This window comes from Phenylobacterium sp. (assembly GCF_037968635.1).
Lineage (GTDB): Bacteria > Pseudomonadota > Alphaproteobacteria > Caulobacterales > Caulobacteraceae > Phenylobacterium.
This window is the reverse complement of the sequence record NZ_JBBKVV010000055.1, coordinates 27,626-48,598: the sequence shown is the minus strand read 5'-3', so window position 1 is coordinate 48,598 and position 20,973 is coordinate 27,626. Positions and strand designations below refer to the sequence as shown.

The 20,973-nt window shown below is 68.1% G+C and carries 21 protein-coding genes; 7 read left to right on the top strand and 14 right to left on the bottom strand.

Annotated elements, in window-relative coordinates; translation table 11 throughout:
* From accB to aat, 3 genes are all read left to right on the top strand, one after another.
* A partial coding sequence (gene accB / locus AAC997_RS06060; RefSeq protein WP_340644789.1) for an acetyl-CoA carboxylase biotin carboxyl carrier protein occupies positions 1-343 on the top strand: 343 nt, incomplete at its 5' end.
* 5 nt (positions 344-348) lie between these two features.
* Positions 349-1,704: an acetyl-CoA carboxylase biotin carboxylase subunit gene (gene accC / locus AAC997_RS06055; RefSeq protein WP_340644788.1), complete on the top strand. Its 1,356-nt coding sequence runs from the start codon at positions 349-351 to the stop codon at positions 1,702-1,704.
* Positions 1,705-1,723: 19 nt separating this feature from the next.
* The gene (gene aat, locus AAC997_RS06050; protein ID WP_340644787.1) at positions 1,724-2,374 is read left to right on the top strand and encodes a leucyl/phenylalanyl-tRNA--protein transferase; all 651 of its coding nucleotides are present in this window, start codon (positions 1,724-1,726) and stop codon (positions 2,372-2,374) included.
* Here aat and AAC997_RS06045 read toward each other — a convergent pair.
* Positions 2,311-2,961 carry a DUF2155 domain-containing protein gene (locus tag AAC997_RS06045; RefSeq protein WP_340644786.1) on the bottom strand — a complete coding sequence of 217 codons (651 nt, stop codon included), beginning with the start codon at positions 2,959-2,961 and terminating at the stop codon, positions 2,311-2,313. The two genes, aat and AAC997_RS06045, sit on opposite strands and share 64 nt — an antisense overlap.
* Positions 2,961-3,359: an NADH:ubiquinone oxidoreductase subunit NDUFA12 gene (locus AAC997_RS06040; protein WP_340644785.1), complete on the bottom strand. Its 399-nt coding sequence runs from the start codon at positions 3,357-3,359 to the stop codon at positions 2,961-2,963. Before AAC997_RS06040 ends, AAC997_RS06045 begins: the two co-directional genes overlap by 1 nt.
* A 171-nt stretch (positions 3,360-3,530) precedes the next feature.
* On the opposite strand from AAC997_RS06040, the gene AAC997_RS06035 reads away from it, so the two are divergent.
* The 4 genes from AAC997_RS06035 (at position 3,531) to AAC997_RS06020 (ending at position 8,948) form a co-directional block, all read left to right on the top strand.
* Positions 3,531-6,020, top strand: coding sequence for a ribonucleotide reductase (locus tag AAC997_RS06035; protein ID WP_340644784.1), 2,490 nt, complete (start codon positions 3,531-3,533; stop codon positions 6,018-6,020).
* Positions 6,021-6,097: 77 nt separating this feature from the next.
* Positions 6,098-6,583 carry a pentapeptide repeat-containing protein gene (locus AAC997_RS06030; RefSeq protein WP_340644783.1) on the top strand — a complete coding sequence of 162 codons (486 nt, stop codon included), beginning with the start codon at positions 6,098-6,100 and terminating at the stop codon, positions 6,581-6,583.
* A gap of 63 nt (positions 6,584-6,646) precedes the next feature.
* Complete coding sequence (locus tag AAC997_RS06025; protein WP_340644782.1) at positions 6,647-7,564, top strand: pentapeptide repeat-containing protein; 918 nt, start codon at positions 6,647-6,649, stop codon at positions 7,562-7,564.
* Between the two features lie 4 nt (positions 7,565-7,568).
* Positions 7,569-8,948, top strand: coding sequence for a serine hydrolase (locus tag AAC997_RS06020; protein ID WP_340644781.1), 1,380 nt, complete (start codon positions 7,569-7,571; stop codon positions 8,946-8,948).
* On the opposite strand, the gene aspS is transcribed toward AAC997_RS06020, so the two are convergent.
* From aspS to pyrE, 12 genes are all read right to left on the bottom strand, one after another.
* Positions 8,938-10,725 (bottom strand): aspartate--tRNA ligase, encoded by a 1,788-nt coding sequence (gene aspS, locus AAC997_RS06015; RefSeq protein WP_340644780.1) that lies wholly within the window; start codon positions 10,723-10,725, stop codon positions 8,938-8,940. The genes AAC997_RS06020 and aspS overlap by 11 nt on opposite strands.
* Positions 10,726-10,790: 65 nt before the next feature.
* On the bottom strand, positions 10,791-11,342 hold the full coding sequence (locus AAC997_RS06010) for a hypothetical protein (protein ID WP_340644779.1): 552 nt from the start codon (positions 11,340-11,342) through the stop codon (positions 10,791-10,793).
* Positions 11,343-11,348: 6 nt separating this feature from the next.
* The gene (parC, locus tag AAC997_RS06005) at positions 11,349-13,598 is read right to left on the bottom strand and encodes a DNA topoisomerase IV subunit A (protein WP_340644778.1); all 2,250 of its coding nucleotides are present in this window, start codon (positions 13,596-13,598) and stop codon (positions 11,349-11,351) included.
* 57 nt (positions 13,599-13,655) lie between these two features.
* A complete protein-coding gene (gene recO / locus AAC997_RS06000) occupies positions 13,656-14,387 on the bottom strand; it encodes a DNA repair protein RecO (protein WP_340644777.1) in 732 nt (243 codons plus the stop codon).
* A gap of 174 nt (positions 14,388-14,561) precedes the next feature.
* Positions 14,562-15,494 carry a GTPase Era gene (gene era, locus AAC997_RS05995; protein ID WP_340644776.1) on the bottom strand — a complete coding sequence of 311 codons (933 nt, stop codon included), beginning with the start codon at positions 15,492-15,494 and terminating at the stop codon, positions 14,562-14,564.
* Positions 15,491-16,189: a ribonuclease III gene (gene rnc / locus AAC997_RS05990; protein WP_340644775.1), complete on the bottom strand. Its 699-nt coding sequence runs from the start codon at positions 16,187-16,189 to the stop codon at positions 15,491-15,493. The genes era and rnc overlap by 4 nt, the downstream gene beginning before the upstream one ends.
* Positions 16,186-16,965 (bottom strand): signal peptidase I, encoded by a 780-nt coding sequence (gene lepB, locus AAC997_RS05985; RefSeq protein WP_340644774.1) that lies wholly within the window; start codon positions 16,963-16,965, stop codon positions 16,186-16,188. Before lepB ends, rnc begins: the two co-directional genes overlap by 4 nt.
* Positions 16,966-17,092: 127 nt before the next feature.
* Positions 17,093-18,013 carry a hypothetical protein gene (locus AAC997_RS05980; RefSeq protein WP_340644773.1) on the bottom strand — a complete coding sequence of 307 codons (921 nt, stop codon included), beginning with the start codon at positions 18,011-18,013 and terminating at the stop codon, positions 17,093-17,095.
* Positions 18,010-19,107 carry a class A beta-lactamase gene (gene bla / locus AAC997_RS05975; RefSeq protein ID WP_340644772.1) on the bottom strand — a complete coding sequence of 366 codons (1,098 nt, stop codon included), beginning with the start codon at positions 19,105-19,107 and terminating at the stop codon, positions 18,010-18,012. Before bla ends, AAC997_RS05980 begins: the two co-directional genes overlap by 4 nt.
* A 103-nt stretch (positions 19,108-19,210) precedes the next feature.
* Positions 19,211-19,609, bottom strand: coding sequence for a holo-ACP synthase (acpS, locus tag AAC997_RS05970; protein WP_340644771.1), 399 nt, complete (start codon positions 19,607-19,609; stop codon positions 19,211-19,213).
* Positions 19,606-20,364: a pyridoxine 5'-phosphate synthase gene (locus AAC997_RS05965; protein WP_340644770.1), complete on the bottom strand. Its 759-nt coding sequence runs from the start codon at positions 20,362-20,364 to the stop codon at positions 19,606-19,608. Before AAC997_RS05965 ends, acpS begins: the two co-directional genes overlap by 4 nt.
* Positions 20,361-20,945: an orotate phosphoribosyltransferase gene (pyrE, locus tag AAC997_RS05960; RefSeq protein ID WP_340644769.1), complete on the bottom strand. Its 585-nt coding sequence runs from the start codon at positions 20,943-20,945 to the stop codon at positions 20,361-20,363. The genes AAC997_RS05965 and pyrE overlap by 4 nt, the downstream gene beginning before the upstream one ends.
* Positions 20,946-20,973: the final 28 nt, after the last annotated feature.

The window sequence follows — 20,973 nt, the reverse complement described above, 5'->3', positions numbered from 1 at the left end:
GTACGTGCAGCAGGCCCCCATGGCCGCCGCGCCGGTCGCCGCCGCCCCCGCCGCCACAGCAGCCCCCGCCGGAACCGCCGCCGAGACCCCGGCCACCTCCCGCAATGCGGGTGTCCTGGTGAAGTCACCCATGGTCGGCACCGTCTACATGCAGCCCTCGCCCGACGCCCCGGCCTTCGTGAAGGTCGGCGACACGGTCACGGCCGGCCAGACCCTGATGATCATCGAGGCCATGAAGACCATGAACCCGATCCCGGCCACCAAGGCGGGCAAGGTGGTGGAAATCCTGGTGGGCGACGGCGACCCCGTGGAGTTCGGCGAACCCCTCGTCGTCATCGAGTAAGCGCGATGTTCGAGAAAATCCTCATCGCCAACCGGGGCGAGATCGCCCTGCGGATCCATCGGGCCTGCAAGGAAATGGGCATCTCGACGGTGGCGGTCCACTCCGAGGCCGACGCCGGCGCCATGTGGGTGCGGCTGGCCGACGAAAGCGTCTGCATCGGCCCGCGCTCGGCGGCCAAGTCCTACCTGAACATACCCTCGATCATCGCGGCGGCGGAGATCACCGGCGCCCAGGCGATCCATCCGGGCTACGGCTTCCTGTCGGAGAACGCCCGCTTCGCCGAGATCGTCACGGCGCACGGCTTCACCTTCATCGGCCCCAAGGCCGAGCACATCCTGATGATGGGTGACAAGATCACCGCCAAGCAGGCGGTGAAGGACGCGGGTATCCCCGTGGTTCCCGGTTCCGACGGCGCCGTGACGACCGAGGAGGAGGCCTTCGCCGCCGCCAGGCAGATCGGATTCCCCGTCCTGATCAAGGCCGCCGCCGGCGGTGGCGGGCGCGGCATGAAGGTCGCCGAGACGATGGAAGACCTGGCCGAGGCCGTCTCCACCGCCCGGGCCGAGGCCCGCGCCTCCTTCGGCGACGACGCGGTCTATATGGAACGCTACCTCCAGACCCCGCGCCACATCGAGATCCAGGTGATCGCCGACAGCTTCGGCAATGTCTGCCACCTGGGGGAACGCGACTGTTCCCTGCAGCGGCGTCACCAGAAGGTGCTGGAAGAGGCCCCCTCACCCGTCATCGACGCCGCCGGCCGCGCCAAGATCGGCAAGGTGGTGGTCGATGCGATCAAGGCCATCGGCTATCTCGGCGTCGGCACCATCGAGTTCCTGTACGAGAACGGCGAGTTCTTCTTCATCGAGATGAACACCCGCCTGCAGGTGGAGCACCCGATCACCGAGGCCATCACTGGCATCGACCTGGTGCGCGAACAGATTCGCATCGCCGCGGGCCTGCCGCTCTCGTTCCGCCAGGAGGACATCGTGTTCGAGGGCCACGCCATCGAGTGCCGGATCAACGCCGAGAACCCGAAGACCTTCGCGCCTTCGCCCGGCCTGGTCACCGACTTCCACGCCCCCGGCGGCCTGGGCGTTCGTCTCGATAGCGCCCTCTATGCCGGCTACACGATCCCGCCCGACTACGACAGCCTAGTGGGCAAGCTCATCGTGCACGGCCGCGACCGCGAGGAGTGCCTGGCGCGCCTGAACCGCTGCCTGGGCGAGATGGTGGTGGGGGGCATCGAGACCTCGATCCCGCTTTTCCAGGAACTGATCCACCAGCCCGACATCATTTCGGGAACCTACGACATCCACTGGCTGGAACGCTGGATGAAGTCGCAGGCGGAGCTTTCGGCCTGACGCCGCGCGCGGTGGCGCCATGACGACGTTCGGCCCTGCCGAGCTGCTGGACTGCTACGCCCGTGGGGTCTTTCCCATGGCCGACGCCCGGGACGACGACGCGGTCTTCCTGATCGATCCCGAACGGCGTGGGGTGATTCCCCTCGCCGACTTCCACGTCGCCCAGCGCCTGGCGCGCACCGTGCGGCGCGATCCCTTCGAGGTGCGGATCGACACGGCGTTCTCCGAGGTCGTGACCGCCTGCGCCGCCGCCCGGCCCGGGCGCACGGAAACCTGGATCAACGGACCCATCGAGAGCCTCTACGCCGACCTGTTCGCGATCGGCCATGCCCACAGCGTCGAGTGCTGGGCAGGCGATGAGATGGTGGGAGGACTCTACGGCGTGTCTCTCGCCGGGGCCTTCTTTGGCGAGAGCATGTTCTCCACCCGCACCGACGCCTCCAAGGTGGCGCTGGTGCATCTGGTGGCGCGCCTGATCGCCGGAGGCTTTGTCCTGCTGGACGCTCAGTTCATGACGGAGCACCTGGCGCAGTTCGGGACGCAGGAGATATCCCGCGCCGCATACCGCCGACGGCTCGGCAAGGCGCTGGGCGCCGAAGGTGAATTTCAGCGGCTGCCGGCGGCCACGACGGGGGTGGCGGTCCTGCAGGTGATCAGCCAGGCGTCGTAGACCGGGTGCTGAAGCGGGTGCAGGCCCGGTGACGACGAGTACATCCAGCCCTTGAAGGCCTGACGCGCCGGCGGGGTCGGCTTACCCGGCGCGGCGCGGGGCTGGGAGTCCACGGTCATATAGGCGATCGCGTCTTCCTGCGGCTCATCGGCGGCCGCCTGTTCGCAAGCCTTTACCGTGAAGACCAGGGTTTTGTAGCGCACCGGCTGGCCGACGGCGGCCTCGAAGCGCACCGTCTCGGCGCTGACCTTGTCCAGGGCCTGGATGATCGCGACATCGTAGCGGGCGCGCTTGATCGTGCTCTCGGCGGGCTTATCCACGGCCTGCGCCTTGGGCGGCGTCGCCGGGGCGACCTCAGAGGCCTGGACCGGCGGGGTGGAGACGGGCGTCGGGACGGGCACGATGGCGGGCGGCGCTTCCTCGGCCGGCTGCGGCTGGTTGGCCGCGGGCAAGGGGGACGGCGCGACGGGCGCAGGCGTCGGAACCGGCGCGGTCGGGGCGACAGGCGCGGTCTGCGCGGCCACGAAGCCAGCCGCCACCAGGACGCTGAAGCCGGCCGTCAGGCTAAGAAGAAGACGCCGGGCCACTATTCCGGCCGCCAGGCCTCGTAGTCGCCGGTCGCCTTCTGGCGCTCCCCACCACGGCTGATGGAGCCCTTGGGCCGCCAGGCGTTGATGGTGCCGGTCATGTTGGGAAGGTGATCCTTCTCCCAGGCCTGCCGCTTCAGCGGCTCCTTGGTCGGCGGTTCCTCGAAGGTGTGATGAAGCCAGCCGTGCCAGTCGGGCGACACCTTGGAGGCCTCGGCATAGCCCGAATAGGTCACCCAGCGGCGCAGACGACCCTTGTCGTAGGAATCGCTGTCGTCCTTGGCCTGGTAGTACTTGTTACCCATGTCGTCGGAGCCGACGAGCACGCCACGGCGCCAGACGGTGAAGAGCGCGCCGAGCGTGGCGCCGTTCCACCAGGTAAAGATCGACTTGAGCACGTTTTTGAAGATCCAACGGGGTTGGGAGGCGGGCGGACTATAGGCGGGGGCCATCCGACCGTCCAGCGGTGCGATCACCGCAAGATGTTGTTGAGAACTGGCCTGCGACCACAACATCTGTTGCGACAAGCGCCTCGGGCGCCTAACCTTGGGCCCGTGGGAGACAAACCATTGCGAAGCGAACCAGGCCGGATCGAACGCAGGCCTCTTGAGCGCGCCGACAGCGTGGTCGAGGTCCTGGCGCCAGCTGCCTGGACCGACGCGCGAGTCGAGGCCTGGCTGGACTGGGCCGATGGCGAGGCCGATCTGCCCGCCGCCATCTTCCGCAAGGCCGAGATCATCGCCGAACAGGCCGGCGGCTTGGCCCTGCTGCCGGACGCCCGAACCCGCGCCGCCTTCCGCCGCGATCTGGGCGCCGCCCTGCTGGCCGGGCGGCTGGCCATAGCCGAGCCACGCGCCCTCGATGCGCCCGGCGTCATCGCCGCCCACGACGCCGACTACGTCAAGGCCCTGGCCACACTGCGGGCGCGCCGCCGGGGCCGGGTCTCCGCGCGCGCCGCCGCCTCGGCCCTGGCCCAGCGCCTGCAAGGGGTGATGGACTCCATCCAACGCTGCGCGGGCGACCCCGCCGCCTGCGCCGATCCGCAATCCAATCTCAGCCTCGCCCGCGCCGCCGAGGCCGCCCGTGGCGCCGGCGCCACCGATGTCATGATCCTGGACGCCATGACCCTGGCTCGCGCCGGGGAAGACCTGTGGTCGGCCCAGGCCCAGTTCGAGAGCGGTGATGGCCCTGGCCTGATCGCCGCCATTCCGGTCAGCCTCGCCGAGAACGACATGGCCCTGGCCGCGGCCGCCTGGGAAACCGGTGTCGTGGTCGCCGCTTTCGCCACCGAGTCAGCGCCACGGATCGCGGAGACCTGGGCCTCGACACGCGGCGCGGTGGACTTGCTGGCCTTCGGGACCGGGGCCGACTTCGACGGCGAGGGTTTCGACGACACCGTGGGCCTGGCCGCCATCGCGTTGGCCGCATTCGGGGGGCCGGTGGCGCTGGGACTGGGCGGAGTCGCCGACTGGCTGGCGGCCCAGGGCCTGGCCTATGATTCGAACGCCGGACGCCTCGCCGTGCGCGAGGTTTATCAGCGCGCCCGGACCGCCATGGCCGACATCCCGCTAACCGGCGGTCTGGCGGTCTTTGACGACCCCGACCTCGCCCTGCGCCTGGGCGGGGCTTCCACGTCCGCCGCGCCGTGGCTGGGTCCGGTCACCGTCGCTGAGACCGAGGACGGGGCCTTGACCCGGGTGCTCTCGGAAGCCGCCCTACAGGGCCTGACCGCGCTGGGCGCAGATGTGCCCGCCGCCCGCGCATTCCTGATCGGCCGCCTGGACCTCTCCGAGGCGCCCGGGGTCGATCACACGGCGCTCAAGGCGCGCGGCTTCACCGAACACGAGATCGCCGCGGCCGAGGCCGCCCTGCCCTTCGCCGCCCGTTTGCGCGACGCCTTCTCTCCCTCGGTGGTGGAGGCAGGCTTCCTGTCAGACGTGCTGGGCGCCAGCGACGCCGCCCTGGCCGATCCCGAGTTCGACACCCTGAAGCTGGCCGGTTTCAGCGAGGATGAGATCGCGGCCGCCGAGGCTCACGTCCTGGGCGGGGGGGCGCTCACCGACGCGCCCTTCCTGACGGTCGACCAGCGCCAGGTCTTTCTCACCGCCGAGGACCTGGGGCCGACCCCCTATTTCGCCATGCTGGCCACCGTGCAGCCGGCCCTGGACCTGCCTGCCATCGCCGAGATCGAGCTGGAGTGGGACACCGCGCCGGCCGACGCCCAGGCCATGCTGGCCGAGGCCGCCCAGGCCCAGGTCGCGGCCGTGCGCATTCGCCGGTCCGATCCCCCGCTGAGCTTCTTCCTCGACCTGCCCAAGGCGGCCGAGGCCCCGGCGCGCGCCGCCCGCGAAGCCGAGCGTCCCGCGCCGCCACCCGAAGAACGGATCGTCGAGCGCATCGTCGAGCGAGACCGCACCCGGCGCAAGCTTCCCGACCGTCGCAAGGGCTATATCCAGAAGGCGGCCGTTGGCGGCCACAAGGTCTATCTGCATACCGGAGAGTACGACGACGGCGAGTTGGGCGAGATCTTCATCGACATGCACAAGGAGGGCGCGGCCTTCCGATCGCTGATGAACAACTTCGCCATCGGCATCTCCATCGGCCTGCAGTACGGCGTGCCGCTGGAGGAGTTCGTCGACGCCTTCGTGTTCACCCGGTTCGAGCCGGCCGGACCGGTGACCGGCAACGACTCGGTGCGCTCGGCCACCTCGATCCTCGACTACCTGTTCCGCGAACTCGGCATTTCGTATCTGGGCCGAGATGAGCTGGCCAACGCCGACGGGGAGTTGAACGCCGACGGCCTGGGGCGCGGCCAGGATGAGGGCGAGCCAGAGCCGGAGAATATCCCGGCCTCCCACTTCATCTCCCGCGGCTTCGCCCGCGGCGCGACGCCCGACAACCTTGTGTTCCTGCCCAGCGCCAATGCGCGGGCCGCGCGCCTGGAGGCCGACGTCTGCGCGGCCTGCGGGGACCTAGCCGTGGTGCGCAAGGGCGCCAGCCTGATCTGCGAATCCTGCGGTGTCCGCGCTGGTCCCCAGGACAACGACCGCACGGGTTGAACCGGCATGGTCACCGGACCGTAAGCTTTCTGCCCTAGGCAGAAGGGGTCGTTCGCCGGAGCCTCAAGTCGCCGCAGATGAAACCGCTCGCCCTGCTCAGCCTGATGGCGCTTCTGGCCGCCCTGCCCGCTCAGGCCCAGAACTCTGGCCAGATCGCCGCCTCGCGCAAAGGGGCCAGCTGCCCCAAGTGCAACCTGTTTCAGGCCGATTTTTCGGGTCTGGAGATCAGGGGCCGGAACTTCGCCGGCGCGCGGCTGCGGCAGTCGGACCTCAGCCTCTCGGTGATGAATCGCACCAATTTCGGCGGCGCGGACCTGCGGGACGTCAACGCCTATGGTGGCGTATTCTCCAGCGCCAATTTCGCCGGCGCGGACCTGACCCACGCGAGTTTCGTCGGGACCTATCTGCAGGGCGCCAATTTCCGCGGCGCGCGACTGGACGGGACCAACCTGTCCGGCGCCGAGATGGATCGGGCGCGGGGCCTTTCCCAAGCTCAACTCAACCGCGCCTGCGGTGATGGCTCGACCCAGCTGCCACCCGGCCTGCGTGTGCCCGGATGCTAATCTCTCAAGAATTACCGCGATTTAAGTAGCCCACAGCCCCCTGCGCAGGCACATGTTTTGGTCATGCTCGGCTCTTTCCGCACCGCCCTGACCCGCATCGCCCCGCTGGCCGCGTTCCTGGCCGTGATGGCGCTCGCCCCCAATGCAATGGCCGGTGACAAGGAAGTGGCCAAGCTGGTCTCGTTCGGCGGCGCCTGCGCCAAATGCGAACTGTCGGGCCGCAAGCTGACCGGCGCGCAGTTCAACGGCGCCAACTTCGCCGGCGCGGCCCTGGTGGGCTCGGACCTGCGTGAGGCCCGCTTCTATGGCGCGAACTTCGCCGGCGCCGACCTGTCGCGCGCCGATCTGTCGGAATCTCAGATGGTCGGCGCCAATTTTGGCTCGGCCAACCTCTCCGACGCCAAGCTGCGGGACGTCCAGGCCAAGGGTGTCAGCTTCAGCGCCGCCAATCTCTCGAACGCCGACCTGCGCGACGTGCAGGCCCAGGGCGCCAATTTCGGCAAGGCGACCATGAGCGGCGCTCAACTCAATGACAGCGAACTGACCGGCGCCAATTTCAGCAAGACCGACGCGCGTGGGGTCAGCTTCCGCGACGCCTCCATGCAGGGGGCGGTGCTCGCAGGCGGCCGTTTCGAGCGCGCCTCGTTCCGCGACACCAATCTGGATTCAGCAGTCCTGTCAGGGGCGATGTTCGCCGGCGCCGATTTCCGCAACGCCAGCCTGCGCCGCACCATGCTGTACGGCGTCGATCTGTCGAAGGCCCGCAACCTGGACCAGGACCAACTCGACGAGGCCTGCGCCGACAACTCGACGAAACTGCCGTCGGGCCTCGTGGCCCGTGGCTGCCATGGCGGCTCGGTGCGCTGGACCGGCTGGCGGCCGACGGCGCCCACACCGCCGGTGGCGCCGCGCAACTTGGCGCGGCCGCCCACGCCGCCGACCCCACCCAGCGACCCGCGCTACCTGATCAGCGCCGACTGAGGCCATGTCCCGCCGGGCCATGATCCGAGCCGTCGTGGCGATCCTGCTTATCGTCACCGCGCTGGCCTTCCGACCCGACCGCGCCCTGCAGGTGGCCACCGGCAATGTCGCCCTGACCCTGTGTTCCGAGGTCTTCGTCTCCGGTCTGCCAGCCGACCTGGTCTACGCCCAGAGCCTCGCTCCAAATCCCGGCCTGCGCCTGCTGGGCCCCCTGCTGCGTCACAAAATCGATCGCACCCATAGAGCCGTCGATGCGACCTGGGCCGGGCTGTTCGCCAGCCGCGCCACCTATCGCGGCGCAGCAGGTTGCCGCCTCACCTATGGCGAATCGCCGAAGCCGGCGGTCGTCGTGACACCGCCGAGCCTGAGACGAGACGCCTTGGCCGGGCCTTCACCCGTGCAAACCGACAATCCCGCCCTGATCGCCGCCCTCGATCATGTCTTCGTCGAGCCCGCCCATCCTCCGCACCGCTGGGTCCGGGCGGTGGTGATCGTCCAGCACGGGAAGATCGTCGCCGAACGTTATGCGCCGGGCGTCGCCGTCGACACCCCGCTGCTCGGATACTCCGCCAGCAAGACGGCCATCAACGCCCTGGTGGGCGTCCTGGTGCGCCACGGAAGACTGGATGTGACGGCGCCGGCGCCGGTGGCCGCCTGGAAGGACGGCGATCCCCGACGCGCCATCACCCTGGACAACCTGCTGCGGATGACCAGCGGCCTGCGGGTCGAGGAGCGTGATACAGGCTTCGACCCCACCTCGCGGATGATGTTCATCGAGCCCGACATGGCCGCCTATGCCGCGAGCCGCCAGTTGAAAGCCAAGCCCGGCGAACGCTTTGAGTATGCCAGCCCCAACACTCTGATCGCCGCCGCCATCGTCCGCCAGCAGGTCGGCGGATCAAGAGCCGATGTGCTCAACTTCGCCCGGCGCGAACTGTTCGATCCGCTGGGCATGCGCGGGGTGGTGTTCGAGACCGACGCGGCGGGAACCCCCATCGGCTCCACCCGCATGCTGGCGCCGGCGCGCGACTGGGCGCGGCTGGGACTGCTGTACCTGCACGACGGGGTCGCGGACGGGCGCCGCATCCTGCCGGAGGGCTGGGTGGCCTATTCGACCCGCGCGACCCTGGGATCGGACTACGGCGCCGGCCTCTGGACCAACGACAGCGAGAACGCCAATGCGCGCGGCCGGGTGCGCGGCGGCATGCCCCGCGACGCCTATTTCGCGTCCGGCCGCCTGGGCCAACGCATCTATGTTATGCCCAGCCAGGACCTGGTCATCGTCCGCATGGGCGCGACCTGGTCCGAAGACTTCGACATCGAGGGCGACCTGCGGCTGATCCGCGAGGCGATCGCCGCCCTGGAGCCCGCGCCTAGACCTTGATCGGCGGCGCCAGGCGGATGTGAAGTTCCTTGAGCTGCTTCTCGTCGACTTCCGACGGCGCGTTCATCAGCAGGTCCTGGCCCTGCTGGTTCAACGGGAAGGCGATGACCTCGCGGATGGCCGTCTGGCCGGCCAGCAGCATGACGATGCGGTCGATGCCGGGGGCCAGGCCGCCGTGCGGGGGCGCGCCATGTCGGAAGGCGTTGAGCATGCCGCCGAACTGCTCCTCGACCACGCTCGGGCCATAGCCGGCGATGTCGAAGGCCTTCAGCATCAGCTCCGGCAGGTGGTTGCGGACCGCGCCGGAGCAGAGCTCATAGCCGTTGCAGACGATGTCGTACTGGTAGGCGAGGATGTCCAAGGGGTCCTTGGTCTCCAGGGCCTCCATCTCACCCTGCGGCATGGAGAAGGGGTTGTGCGAGAAGTCGACGTGGTTCGTCTCCTCGTTCATCTCGAACATCGGGAAGTCGACGATCCAGACGAACTCGAAGCGGTCCTCGTCGATCAGCTTCAGGTCGGTCCCGACCTTGGTGCGGGCCGAGCCCGCGAACTTGTAGAAGCCCTTCGGATCGCCCGCCACGAAGAAGGCCGCGTCGCCCTGCCCCAGGCCGATCTCGGCCATCAGCGCCTCGGTGGCCTCAGCCCCCAGGTTCTTGGCGATGGGGCCGCCCCAGGCGCCCTGGTCCTCGCTCCAGAAGATGTAGCCCAGGCCCGGCTGGCCCTCGCCCTGAGCCCAGGAGTTCATGCGGTCGCAGAAGGCTCTGGAGCCGCCCTTGGGAGCCGGGATCGCCCAGACGGCGTTCTTCTTGTCTTCCAGGATGCGGGCGAACAGGCCAAATCCGCCGCCGCGGAAACGCTCGGAGACGTCGGCCATCTTGATGGGGTTGCGCAGGTCGGGCTTGTCGGTGCCGTACCAGGCGATGGAGTCACGATAGGGGACGCGCGGGAACGGATAGGGCGTGACGCTCTTGCCGTCGGCGAACTCTTCAAAGACGCCGTGCATCACCGGCTCAATGGCCGCGAAGACGTCGTCCTGGGTGACGAAGCTCATCTCCACGTCGAGCTGGTAGAATTCCAGGCTGCGGTCGGCGCGCAGATCCTCGTCGCGGAAACAGGGCGCGATCTGGAAGTAGCGGTCGAAACCGGCCACCATCAGCAGTTGCTTGAACTGCTGGGGCGCCTGCGGCAACGCGTAGAACTTGGACGGGTGCAAACGCGAGGGCACCAGGAAGTCGCGCGCGCCTTCCGGCGACGAGGCCGTCAGGATCGGGGTCTGAAACTCCAGGAAACCCTGGCCGATCATGCGGTTGCGGATCGAGTGAATGACCTTGGAGCGCAGGACGATGTTCTTGTGCAGGGTCTCGCGGCGCAGGTCGACATAGCGGTGCTTCAGCCGGAGCTCTTCGGGATAGTCCGGCTCACCAAACACCGGCAACGGAAGTTCGGCGGCCTCGGAGATCACGTCGATGGACGACACGCGGATCTCGACTTCGCCGGTGGGCAGGTTCGGATTGATGGTGTCGGCCGAGCGGGCCAGAACCACGCCGTCCACCCGGATCACGCTCTCGGCGCGCAGGCGCTCGACGCGGTCGAAGCCGGGGGTCTCGGGGCTGATCACCAGTTGGGTCAGGCCGTAGTGGTCGCGCAGGTCGATGAACATCAACCCGCCGTGGTCGCGCTTGCGGTGGATCCAGCCCGACAGGCGGACATTCTGACCCGTGTCCGCCGATCGGAGGGCGCCGCAGGTATGGGAACGGTGGGGATGCATGGTCGCCAAAGCTCTAGAAAATCAAGGCGCGGAAGGGCGCATGAGGGGGGTCGAAAGTCAAGGTGAGGCGAGCGTCAGGGGCGTCCTGCGGCCAGGCGATAAACGTCCATCACCCTGTCGATCTTCAGGAATTGAACCCGATCATCGAGACTGGGCATCCAGATCGAGAATCCGCGCATCGCGTTCAGGAGATCGCCGAAGTCTTGTCGGCTAAAGCCCAAGGTCCCACGCTCGCCCCTGCGATCCCGCACCTCTACTGAGCCGTTGAGGTTGGTCGTAAGTAGCCGCTCGCCGAACACCGAACGGAGAACAAGCGCTCGCCCGTTGGTCAGGGCGTACGAGGTCCGGCCTCGGACCCAAGCGTCCACAAAGAACCGTCCGAAAATCAGGTAGAGACCGATGAGGACGAAGGGAACGCCCCAAAGCGCGAAGAACCCCGGCGCGCCTGACCGCAGCACATTGCTTTCCCAGAAAATGGCGAACCCGCCCCACATCATGCTGAAGGGGATGAGGAACAGGTCTCGAGCTCCGAGCATTAGCCCCGCCGGAGGCTGGCCGGTCCAGGTAAGGCGCTCGCCCGCCATCAAGTAGGGCTGCATCCGCCCGGCGATCTTGGGATCCACCATCACCGGCTACTTCGGCTTGAACCGCTTGCTCGTCGGGAAGCCTTTCGGCGCCAGCTTGCCGGCGGCGGCGCGCCGCGCGAGCCAGTCCTTCCACTCCGCCCAGACCCGCGTGCGGCCGGCCCCGTCGATCCAGGTCGCGCCGTCGGTCTCGTTGAAGACGATGGCGTCGCGCAGGCCGCCCTCGCGGTAGGTCTGCAGCTTCACGCCCTTACCGCGCGGCATTTCCGGCAGTTCGGCGAGCGGGAAGATCAGGATCTTGCCGTTGTCGCCGATGACCCCCAGGTGGTCGCCGGTGGCCGGCATGGCGAAGGCCGCGCCCTTGGCGCCCACATTCAGCACCTGCTTGCCGGCGCGGCGGGCGGAGATGGCCTCCTCTTCCGGCATGACGAAGCCGTAGCCCTCCTTCGAGGCGATCACCCGCTTGGCGCCCGCCTTGAAGGGGAAGATGTCGATGATGTCCGTCTTGTCGTCGAGGTCCAGCATCAGCCGAAGGGGCTCGCCATGGCCACGGGCCGAGGGCAGCTTGTCGCAGCCGACCGTGAAGAAGCGGCCGTCGGAGGCGAAGATCAGCAGCTTGTCGGTGGTCTCGGCCGGGACCAGGAAGCCCAGCTTGTCGCCTTCCTTGAACTTCAGCTCCGAGGGGTCCTCCACCCGGCCCTTGGCCGCGCGGATCCAGCCGCGTTCGGAGAGGATCACGGTGATCGGCTCGCGCACGATCATGGCCTCGATGGCGGCGTCGGCGTCCACCACGGGGGCGGTGTCGAAGGTCGAGCGGCGGCGGCCAAGGGTGGTGTCGGGGCCGAGGATGGCGCGCACGTCCTTCAGACCAACGCCCACCAGCTTCCACTGCTGCTTGTCGTCGGCCAGCATCTTCACCAGGCCGTCGCGCTCCTCGGCCAGCTCGGCATGCTCGCGGCGCAGCTCCATCTCCTCCAGCCGGGCCAATTGGCGCAGGCGGGTGTTGAGGATGGCGTCGGCCTGGATGTCAGAAAGCTCGAAGGCCTCGATCAGCTTGGCCTTGGGTTCGTCCTCGTAGCGGACGATGCGGATCACCTCATCCAGATTGAGGAAGGCGATGACCATCCCGTCGAGGATGTGCAGCCGGGCCTCGATCTTCGCCAGGCGGAAGCGGGCGCGGCGGACCAGCACCTCGCGGCGGTGATCCAGGAAGGACTGCAGGCAGCGCTTCAGGCTCATGACGCCGGGCGTGCCCCGGGCGTCCAGGACGTTCATGTTGACCGGGAAACGGGTCTCCAGGTCGGAGAGCTTGAACAGGCTCTCCATCAGCACCTCGGGCTCGACGTTGCGGCTCTTGGGCTCAAGGATCAGGCGCACGTCCTCGGCGCTCTCGTCGCGCACGTCCCCCAGCAGCGGGGCCTTCTTGAGCTCGATGAGGCCTGCGAGCTGTTCCACCAGGTCGGCCTTCTTCACCTGATACGGAATCTCGGTGATGACGATCTGGTAGGTCCCGCGGCCATTGTCCTCCTTGGACCAGCGGGCGCGGACGCGGACGCCGCCCCGGCCCGTCTCGTAGGTCTCGGCCATCGAGGCCTTGGGCTCGACGATCACGCCGCCGGTGGGGAAGTCCGGGCCCTGGACGTGCTCCAGCAGGTCCAGGGTGGTGGCTTCGCGGTTGCTCAACAGAACCAGGCAGGCGTCGATCAGCTCGGCGGCGTTGTGCGGCGGGATCGAGGTGGCCATGCCCACGGCGATGCCGGAGGAACCGTTGGCCAGCAGGTTGGGGAAGCCGGCCGGCAGGACGACGGGCTCCTCGTCCTCGCCGTCATAGGTGGAGCGGAAGTCCACCGCGTCCTCGTCGATCCCGTCCAGCAGCAACTGGGCGGCGACGGTCAGCTTGCACTCGGTGTAGCGCATGGCCGCGGCGTTATCGCCGTCGATATTGCCGAAGTTCCCCTGGCCATCCACCAGCGGATAGCGCTGGGCGAAGTCCTGGGCCAGGCGGACCAGGGCCTCATAGACGGCCACGTCGCCGTGCGGGTGATACTTGCCGATGACGTCGCCGACGACGCGGGCGCACTTCTTGGCGGTGGTGGTGGGGTCCAGCCGCAGCATGCGCATGGCGTACATCAGTCGCCGGTGCACGGGCTTCAGGCCGTCGCGGACATCAGGCAGCGCCCGGCCGGTGATGGTGGAGAGCGCATAGGCGAGATACCGCCGCGACAGGGCCTCCGACAGCGGCTCGTCGATGATGCGGTCGCCGTCGCCCTCGAAGGGCGGTGGGGTGTGTTTGGACATGGGAGAATCGCGAACTCGTTTGGGCGGTGATTCTAGCGGCCCGCGGCGCTCGCGTCTCTAGAGCCGGTCTGCGTCAGATAGACGGTCCACAAGCCAGAGCCTGGCCTGGGGCAACGGCCGGTTCAGGGGATTGAACACGAAGGCCTGCAGGAAGTGGGCGGTGAGATCCAGGCCGGCGCGGACGTCGCCGGGCTGAATGCCGCCCTGGGCCGAGAGCAGGAAGGGCGGCAGGTGCAGGAGCTTGTCCTTATAGGGCTCGCCGGCCTCGGCGCAGACCGCCCGGCCGGTGCGGGGGCTGACATAGATCAGGTTGTCCAGTGCGCCCGTGGCGGCGCACTTGGAGAGGTCCAGGCCAAAGCCCAGGTCCTGCAACAGTCCCGCCTCGAACCGCACGAAGATGGCCGGCCAGATGTCTGGATGGATGAGGGAATCCGTCAGGGCCTCGAAGGCGTAGAAGGCGCCCGGATGCGGTTCACGCTCCGGCAGGGCCGCGGCGGCCACGGCGGCGGCCGCTGATAGTCCCGCGAGGGCGAGGGCGTCGTCGAACAGGGCCGACGGCCCCTCCCCCACCGGCTCCACCGAAGCTGAGCCCAGTTGATCGGAGACCCGTGCGCGATACGACATCACCGTCCGTGCGCCGGGCTGCAGGAACGGCTTGATGCGCCGCGACGCGCCGCCCGGCACATGGGCGGCATAACGGCCGTGGGCGGCGGTCAGGAACTCGACAATGGCCCCGGATTCCCCATGGGGCCTGGCCGAGAGCACGAAGGCGTCGTCTTCGAATTCCATCAGACGCGTACGAGCCCAGATGCTCCCCTCCCGGGGGAGCTGGCGCGAAGCGCCTGAGGGGGACTTTGACTCTTGTTTGAGGGCCGAAGAGGTCGACTACGTCGATCCCCCTCCGTCAGCCAGCTACGCTGCCTGCCACCTCCCCCACATCGGCCTGCGGCCTGGGGGAGGATCTTAGACATCGAAGTCCAAACCCACGTCGCCGTAGAACTCGCGCTTGTCGGCCCAGCGTTCGTCGACCTTCACTGTCAGGAACAGGTGGACGGTCTTGTCCAGCAGGGTGGTCAGTTCCTCGCGGGACTTCTGGCCGATCCACTTCAGGGTCTGGCCGTTCGCGCCGAGCACGATGGGGCGCTGGCTGTCGCGTTCGACATAGATGGTCTGTTCGATGCGCAGGGAGCCGTCCTTGCGCTCCTCAAAGGAGGTGGTCTCCACGGCCGCCGCATAGGGCAGTTCCTCGTGGACGCGCAGGTAGATCTTCTCCCGGGTGATCTCGGCGGCCAGCAGGCGAACCGGCAGGTCGGCGGTCTGGTCGGCGGGATAGAGCCACGGCCCCTCAGGCATTAGCTCGACGAGACGCTTGGTGAGGTCTTCGACCCCCGCGCCCGTGGCGGCCGAGATCATGAAGACCTCGGTGTAGACGCCGGTTTCGAAAAGCCTTTGCGAGATGGCCAGCAGGTTCTCGCGCTTGACGCCGTCGATCTTGTTGAGCGCCAGGATCACCTGTTTTCCGGCGGCCTCCAGGCCCTCGACGATGGTGTCGACGTCGGCCATGCCGCGGCGGTCGGCGGCCTTGCCCTTGCCCTCGTTGACCGCGATCTCGGCGGCGGCGTCCACCAGATGAACCACGGCGTCGGCGTCCTCGGTTCCGCCCCAGGCCGAGCGGACCATGGCGCGGTCCAGCCGGCGGCGCGGGGTAAAGATGCCGGGCGTGTCCACCAGGATGATCTGGGTCTCACCCTCCATGGCCACGCCGCGCACCGGGAAGCGGGTGGTCTGAACCTTCTGGGTCACGATCGAGACCTTGGCGCCCACCATGCGGTTGGTCAGGGTGGACTTGCCGGCGTTGGGCGCGCCGATCACGGCGACAAAACCTGCGCGGGTCATTGGGCGGTCTCGTGTTTCAACAACATCACCTGAGCTGCGGCCTTTTCGGCCTCTTGTTTCGAGCGGCCCTGGGCCGCCTGTGTTTCGTAGCCCTCGATCGCCACCTGGACGGTGAAGACGGGGGCGTGGTCGGCGCCGGTCCGGGAGACCAGGCTGTAGGCCGGCAGCGCCAGGCCCTGGGCCTGGGCCCACTCCTGCAACCGGGTCTTGGAATCCTTGTTGCGCGGCTCGTCGAGGGTTTCGAACTGCGGCGCCCAGAAGGTCTGGAAGAAGGTCCGCGCCGCGTCCATTCCGCCGTCGATGTATAGCGCAGCGATGAGCGCTTCGCACGCGTCGCCCAGCACGGTGTCGTTTTCGCGGGCGCCGATCTTGGTGGCGCTGGCCGCCAGCCGCAGAGCATCGGGCAGACCGACCTGGCGCGCGACAATGGCGCAGGCGTGGTAGTTGACCAGGGTGGCCATCAACCGGCTCATCTCGCCCTCGCGGGCCTCGCCGTTGCGGTCCATCAGGGCCTCGGCGGCCAGCAGGTTCAGCACCCGGTCGCCCAGGAACTCCAGCCGCTCGTTATGGCGCACCTTGGTGGCGCCGTCGCCGACACTGGCGTGGGTAAGGGCCCGCTCGAGAAGCTCCCGGTCCTGGAACACGTGGCCTATGCGGGCCTCGAGTTCGGAGACCGCGACTTCGCGCTTGTTCATTTCAGGACGTTGAAGAACCGGCTTGGCCGCGCGTCCAGGACCCAGGTCCAGGGCTTGAAGAGCGAAGCGCCCTTGTTCCAGGACAGCATGATGATCCGGGCCTTGCCCACTAGGTTCTCGGCGGGGACGTAGCCGACGCCGATCTCGGAGGGGACCCGGCTGTCGAGGGAGTTGTCGCGGTTGTCGCCCATGAAGAAGTAGTTGCCCTCGGGCACCACGTAGACGCCGGTGTTGTCCACATCGCCATCGGGGCCGAAATCGTAGGTGATGAACTTCTTCCCGTTGGGGAACGTCTCTTCGTAGCGCTCGACATTGCGCGTGAAGCCGTAGCCGGAATCCACCATCACCGGGGGCAGCGGCCTGCGCGGCACGGCCTTGCCGTTGATGTGAAGCACGCCGCCGGTCACTTGAATCCGATCGCCGGGCAGGCCCACCAGGCGCTTGATGTAGTCGATGTGGCCGTCGCGGGGCAGCTTGAACACGATGATGTCGCCACGGTCCGGCGTCTTCTCGAAGATGCGGCCCTTGAAGATCGGTGGGCTGAAGGGGATCGAGTTCTTCGAATAGCCGTAGGAATATTTCGACACGATGATGTAGTCGCCCTCGAGGAGCGTCGGGTCCATCGAAGCGGACGGAATCGTGAAGGGCTGGAAGAACAGCACCCGCAGGAACAGCGCGATCAGCAGGGCGTAGACGACCGTTTTCACGATCTCGACGACCTCGTTCAGGGCTCCGGACTTGTCGGAGCTGTCCGCGCTGTGCACGTCTTCAGTCATAGATGGGTTCCGAACATCGGGCGGACCGGGGTATTGAGGCCCTGTAGCTAACCGCTGCATAGCCCAGCGGCAAGAGTCGCGCCCGTGAACTCTTTATCCAGGCGAATGGGTCGCAGAGCCCGTGCGCCTACTCCAGCCGGAGAGACGGTCCTCGAACCGCCGGCCCGGCGACCAGTCGACCGGCGGCGGCATCCCAGCTGTAGCGCGTTTCCATGCAGCCTTGCTGGTCGTAGCCACCGCAGTCTTCCGAGGTCGCGATACCGATGAAGGTGGCCGGGGTGCTGGCGACATCGACGGCATAGACCGGCCCCTCCCGCGTCAGGACCACGACGTCGCCGCTGACGATCCGCAGGCCTGAGTCGGCGAGCGGCGTCGCCTGCCCCTCCGCGTCGCGCTTGAGGCATCCGCCGTACTCGGAGCCGACGATCCAGTCGACCTCGCCATCCCCGGTCACATCCGGCGACCTGGACGCCAAAGCGCCCTCGTATTTTCCGCCAAGGGTCGCGCAGGAGTCCGCCAGGTCGCGCAGGGCGTCAACGACGGCGAGCGGATAGTCGCCTTCTGCGACGGGAAGCGTCTGAAACAGCGGTCCCGCAAGCCGCCCGTCGCCGTGAGCATTGGGCTGCTCCCCGAAGCGGCCCTGCGCCTCGTCCCACAGGAAGCTGCGGCGGCACTCATTCACACCGGCCAGCCCGCAATGCGTGCCGTGGATTTCGAGGTCGAGGATCGTAGCCTTGGGCGTGTGGCGGAGCGCCAGCTCGCGAACCTGTTCGTCGAAAGCCAGGACGTAGCCGCCCCCCGACCGACTGACGAAGAGCTTATGGGTGCAGCCGCCGGTGCCGCACCACGCCATGCCCTGCCGCTCGAAGTCGACATGCCAGTCGCGAACGCCATCATGGGAGATCACCACCGGAGCGAACAGCCGTCCGGCCGGGCGCACAGGGGGCATGTCATCCTTGATGTCGTTCTGCACCTTGGCCAGCAGGTCAGACGGCGCCGTGGCGCAGCTCGACAACAACAGGGCGGCGGCGATCCAGAGCGCCTTCATCGGGTGGCTTCCTTGTCGTGGTGCGCCACCACCGCGCGGGCCACGGCGGCCATCAGGTCCTGGCGTTCGGGAACCGGGCGGCGGGTCTGGGCGATCATCACGGCGACCGCATAGCTGTGGCCGTCGGGCGCGGTCATGATCCCCACATCGTTGAACCCGGTGGCGACGGCGCCCCAGACCTGGCCGGTGCCGGTCTTGTGCGCCAGGGTCCAGCCGCGGCTGAGCCCCGCCGGCAGGCGGCTCGGGCCCGTGGCGGTCTCGCCCATGATCCCCAGCAGCAGCTCGGTGGAGGCCGGTGACAGGAGCTCACCGCGCTTGAGCCGCGCCAGGCCCGTGGCGAGACCTACCGGTGTGGCGGCGTCATAGGGATCCTGCAGGTAGGCGGCGAGATTCACCGAACGCGCCTCCGGCGACAGGGTGTCGCGCTCCTCCCAGAAGGTATGCTTGAAGGAATATTCCGGCTTCCAGTCGAGGCCTGCGATCCGGGTCTGCATGTCCTTCTCCGGCGGACTTGCCCAGACACCCTTGAGCCTGTGGCGATCCAGGATCGCCTGCACCGCCGCCTGTCCGCCCACATGGCCCACCAGGACGTCATTTGCGGCGTTGTCGCTCTGGGCGATGGCGCCGCGGATCAACTCCACCACCGTGACCGGATATCCGTTGTCGCCGACGTGCTTGCGCAAGGGCTGGTGGAAGATGCTGAGATCGTCCTTGCGGACAACCAAGGTGTCGCCAAGCGCCATTTGGCCCTTGTCCACCGCGTCGAGGGCGGCGAGCGCCACCCAAAGCTTGGAGACGCTTTGCTGCGGATATTTGCTGTCGCCGTCGAAGGCGACGGTCCAGCCCTCATCGACGTCGCGGATGGCGATACCCACGCGGCCATCGAACCCGCGACCCAGGGCCTTGATCCGCGCCGAGAGTTCAGGCGCGGCCTGGGCGGCCACCGACTGCTGAACCGATCGGTCGGCTGGCGCCTTCTCATCCGGCCCGCGCGCCTGAGGCAGGACCAAACCGAGCAGCAGGGCCACAAGACCGAACCACCACCGCTGGCCGTGCGCGACCCTGCGTCGCGATGCTCTGTAGACCCCCGTCATGCGCCTCAGCCTAGCACAGACCTCGGTGGGACCGCAGCGCCCTTGGCCTTGCACCAAGGTCGCCCCCGGCTCCCAGCCTCCGCGGGTGGCGGACGTAAGCCGATCAGAGCGGCACGGCCTCGATGATCACGAAGGCCTGGGCGTAGGGGTGGTCATCGGTGAGAGACAGGTGGATCACCGGCCTGTGGCCGGCGGGGACCATCTTCTCCAGGCGGGCCAGGGCGCCGTTGGTCAGCGCCATGGTGGGCTGGCCTGAACGCATGTTGACGACCCCCATGTCGCGCCAGAAGACGCCGGCCCGCATGCCGGTGCCCAGCGCCTTGGCGCAGGCCTCCTTGGCGGCGAAGCGCTTAGCGTAGCTCGACGCCTTGTCCGGCTTGCGCTCCGACCGGGCGCGTTCGATCTCGGTGAAGATGCGGTGGGTGAACCGCTCCCCGAACCGGTCGAGGCTGCCCTGGATGCGGCGGATGTCAGACAGGTCCGAGCCAATGCCGAGGATCATGCCGCGCGCTCGGCGCGGGCTTCGTCCATCAGGGCGCGCATCCGCTGGATAGCCGGGGCCAGACCCACGAAAATCGCCTCTCCGATCAGGAAGTGGCCGATGTTCAGCTCCATCAGTTCAGGGATCGAGGCGATGGGCTTGGCGGTCTCGTAGTCCATCCCGTGGCCGGCATGGACCTCCAGCCCGATCCGGTGCGCCTCAGCCGCCGTGGCGCGGAGTTTTTCCAGCAGGCGCGGCGCGTCAGGGGAGCGGTCGCGGACGGCGTCACAATAGGGGCCGGTGGTCAGCTCCACCACCTGGGCGCCGACCGACTTGGCGGCCGTCACCTGGTCGAGGTCGGCGTCGACGAAGCAGGAGACCCGGATCCCCGCCTCCACGAAGCGACGTACCGTCGGCGCGATGGCGTTGTGACCCTTCACGACGTCGAGGCCGCCCTCAGTGGTCACCTCTTCCCGGCGCTCGGGCACCAGGCACGCGGCGTGGGGGACGTGGGCCAGGCAGATGGCCTCCATCTCGGCGGTCACCGCCATCTCGAAGTTCAGCGGGATGCCCCGCTTGCGGGTGATGAGGGCCAAGGCGTCCATGTCGGCGTCGGAGATATGCCGGCGATCTTCCCGCAGATGGGCGGTGATGCCGTCGGCGCCGGCGGCCATGGCCATCTCGGCGGCCCGCATCGGATCGGGATAGGTGGCCCCCCGGGCGTTCCGGATGGTGGCCACATGGTCGATGTTCACGCCCAGGCGCAGACGGTTCATCCGTGCAGTCTCCGGCTGCCCGGGTCTTCCACCGGGATCGCCGCCAGTTCAGGCGGCAGCTGGTCGGCGGGATAGGCAGGGACATTCAGGCGGGCGAGCGCCACGAAGGGCGCGCCGGGATCAGCCTTGCCGCCCGAACGGTCGACGATGGCCGCGGCCACCACAACATTGCCGCCGGCCGCCTTGATGGCCTCGACGCACTCGCGCGAGGACAGGCCAGTGGAGACGATATCCTCCACCATGGCGATGCGGGCCCCGGGGGGAATCGAGAAGGCGCGGCGTAGCTTGAAGCCGCCCCCTTCCCGCTCGACATACATCGAAGGCACGCCCAGGGCGCGGGCGGTCTCGTAGCCCGGAATGATGCCACCGACCGCCGGGGAAATGCACAGATCGACCGGGCCGACCGCCTCGATGATCTTCGCCGCCAGCGCCTTGCACAGCCGCTCAGTGCGGTCGGGATACTGGAAGACCAGGTTCTTCTGCAGGAAGACACCGGAATGCAGGCCGCTGGAGAGCACGAAGTGCCCCTCACGCAGGGCGCCCGACGCGCGGAATTCTTCCAGGACCTGTTCGGTGTTCATGATGGCGCCTCCTTGACGCGGCATAGCG

What these genes read in the sequence shown, in the direction of transcription:
- bla (WP_340644772.1), bottom strand. Translation starts at nt 19,107, where the DNA reads ATGACGGGGGTCTACAGAGCATCGCGACGCAGGGTCGCGCACGGCCAG.
- acpS (WP_340644771.1), bottom strand. Translation starts at nt 19,609, where the DNA reads ATGATCCTCGGCATTGGCTCGGACCTGTCTGACATCCGCCGCATCCAG.
- accC (WP_340644788.1), top strand. Translation starts at nt 349, where the DNA reads ATGTTCGAGAAAATCCTCATCGCCAACCGGGGCGAGATCGCCCTGCGG.
- era (WP_340644776.1), bottom strand. Translation starts at nt 15,494, where the DNA reads ATGACCCGCGCAGGTTTTGTCGCCGTGATCGGCGCGCCCAACGCCGGC.
- aat (WP_340644787.1), top strand. Translation starts at nt 1,724, where the DNA reads ATGACGACGTTCGGCCCTGCCGAGCTGCTGGACTGCTACGCCCGTGGG.
- AAC997_RS06010 (WP_340644779.1), bottom strand. Translation starts at nt 11,342, where the DNA reads ATGGTGGATCCCAAGATCGCCGGGCGGATGCAGCCCTACTTGATGGCG.
- AAC997_RS05980 (WP_340644773.1), bottom strand. Translation starts at nt 18,013, where the DNA reads ATGAAGGCGCTCTGGATCGCCGCCGCCCTGTTGTTGTCGAGCTGCGCC.
- AAC997_RS06025 (WP_340644782.1), top strand. Translation starts at nt 6,647, where the DNA reads ATGCTCGGCTCTTTCCGCACCGCCCTGACCCGCATCGCCCCGCTGGCC.
- pyrE (WP_340644769.1), bottom strand. Translation starts at nt 20,945, where the DNA reads ATGAACACCGAACAGGTCCTGGAAGAATTCCGCGCGTCGGGCGCCCTG.
- rnc (WP_340644775.1), bottom strand. Translation starts at nt 16,189, where the DNA reads ATGAACAAGCGCGAAGTCGCGGTCTCCGAACTCGAGGCCCGCATAGGC.
- parC (WP_340644778.1), bottom strand. Translation starts at nt 13,598, where the DNA reads ATGTCCAAACACACCCCACCGCCCTTCGAGGGCGACGGCGACCGCATC.
- recO (WP_340644777.1), bottom strand. Translation starts at nt 14,387, where the DNA reads ATGGAATTCGAAGACGACGCCTTCGTGCTCTCGGCCAGGCCCCATGGG.
- AAC997_RS06020 (WP_340644781.1), top strand. Translation starts at nt 7,569, where the DNA reads ATGTCCCGCCGGGCCATGATCCGAGCCGTCGTGGCGATCCTGCTTATC.
- AAC997_RS06030 (WP_340644783.1), top strand. Translation starts at nt 6,098, where the DNA reads ATGAAACCGCTCGCCCTGCTCAGCCTGATGGCGCTTCTGGCCGCCCTG.
- AAC997_RS05965 (WP_340644770.1), bottom strand. Translation starts at nt 20,364, where the DNA reads ATGAACCGTCTGCGCCTGGGCGTGAACATCGACCATGTGGCCACCATC.
- lepB (WP_340644774.1), bottom strand. Translation starts at nt 16,965, where the DNA reads ATGACTGAAGACGTGCACAGCGCGGACAGCTCCGACAAGTCCGGAGCC.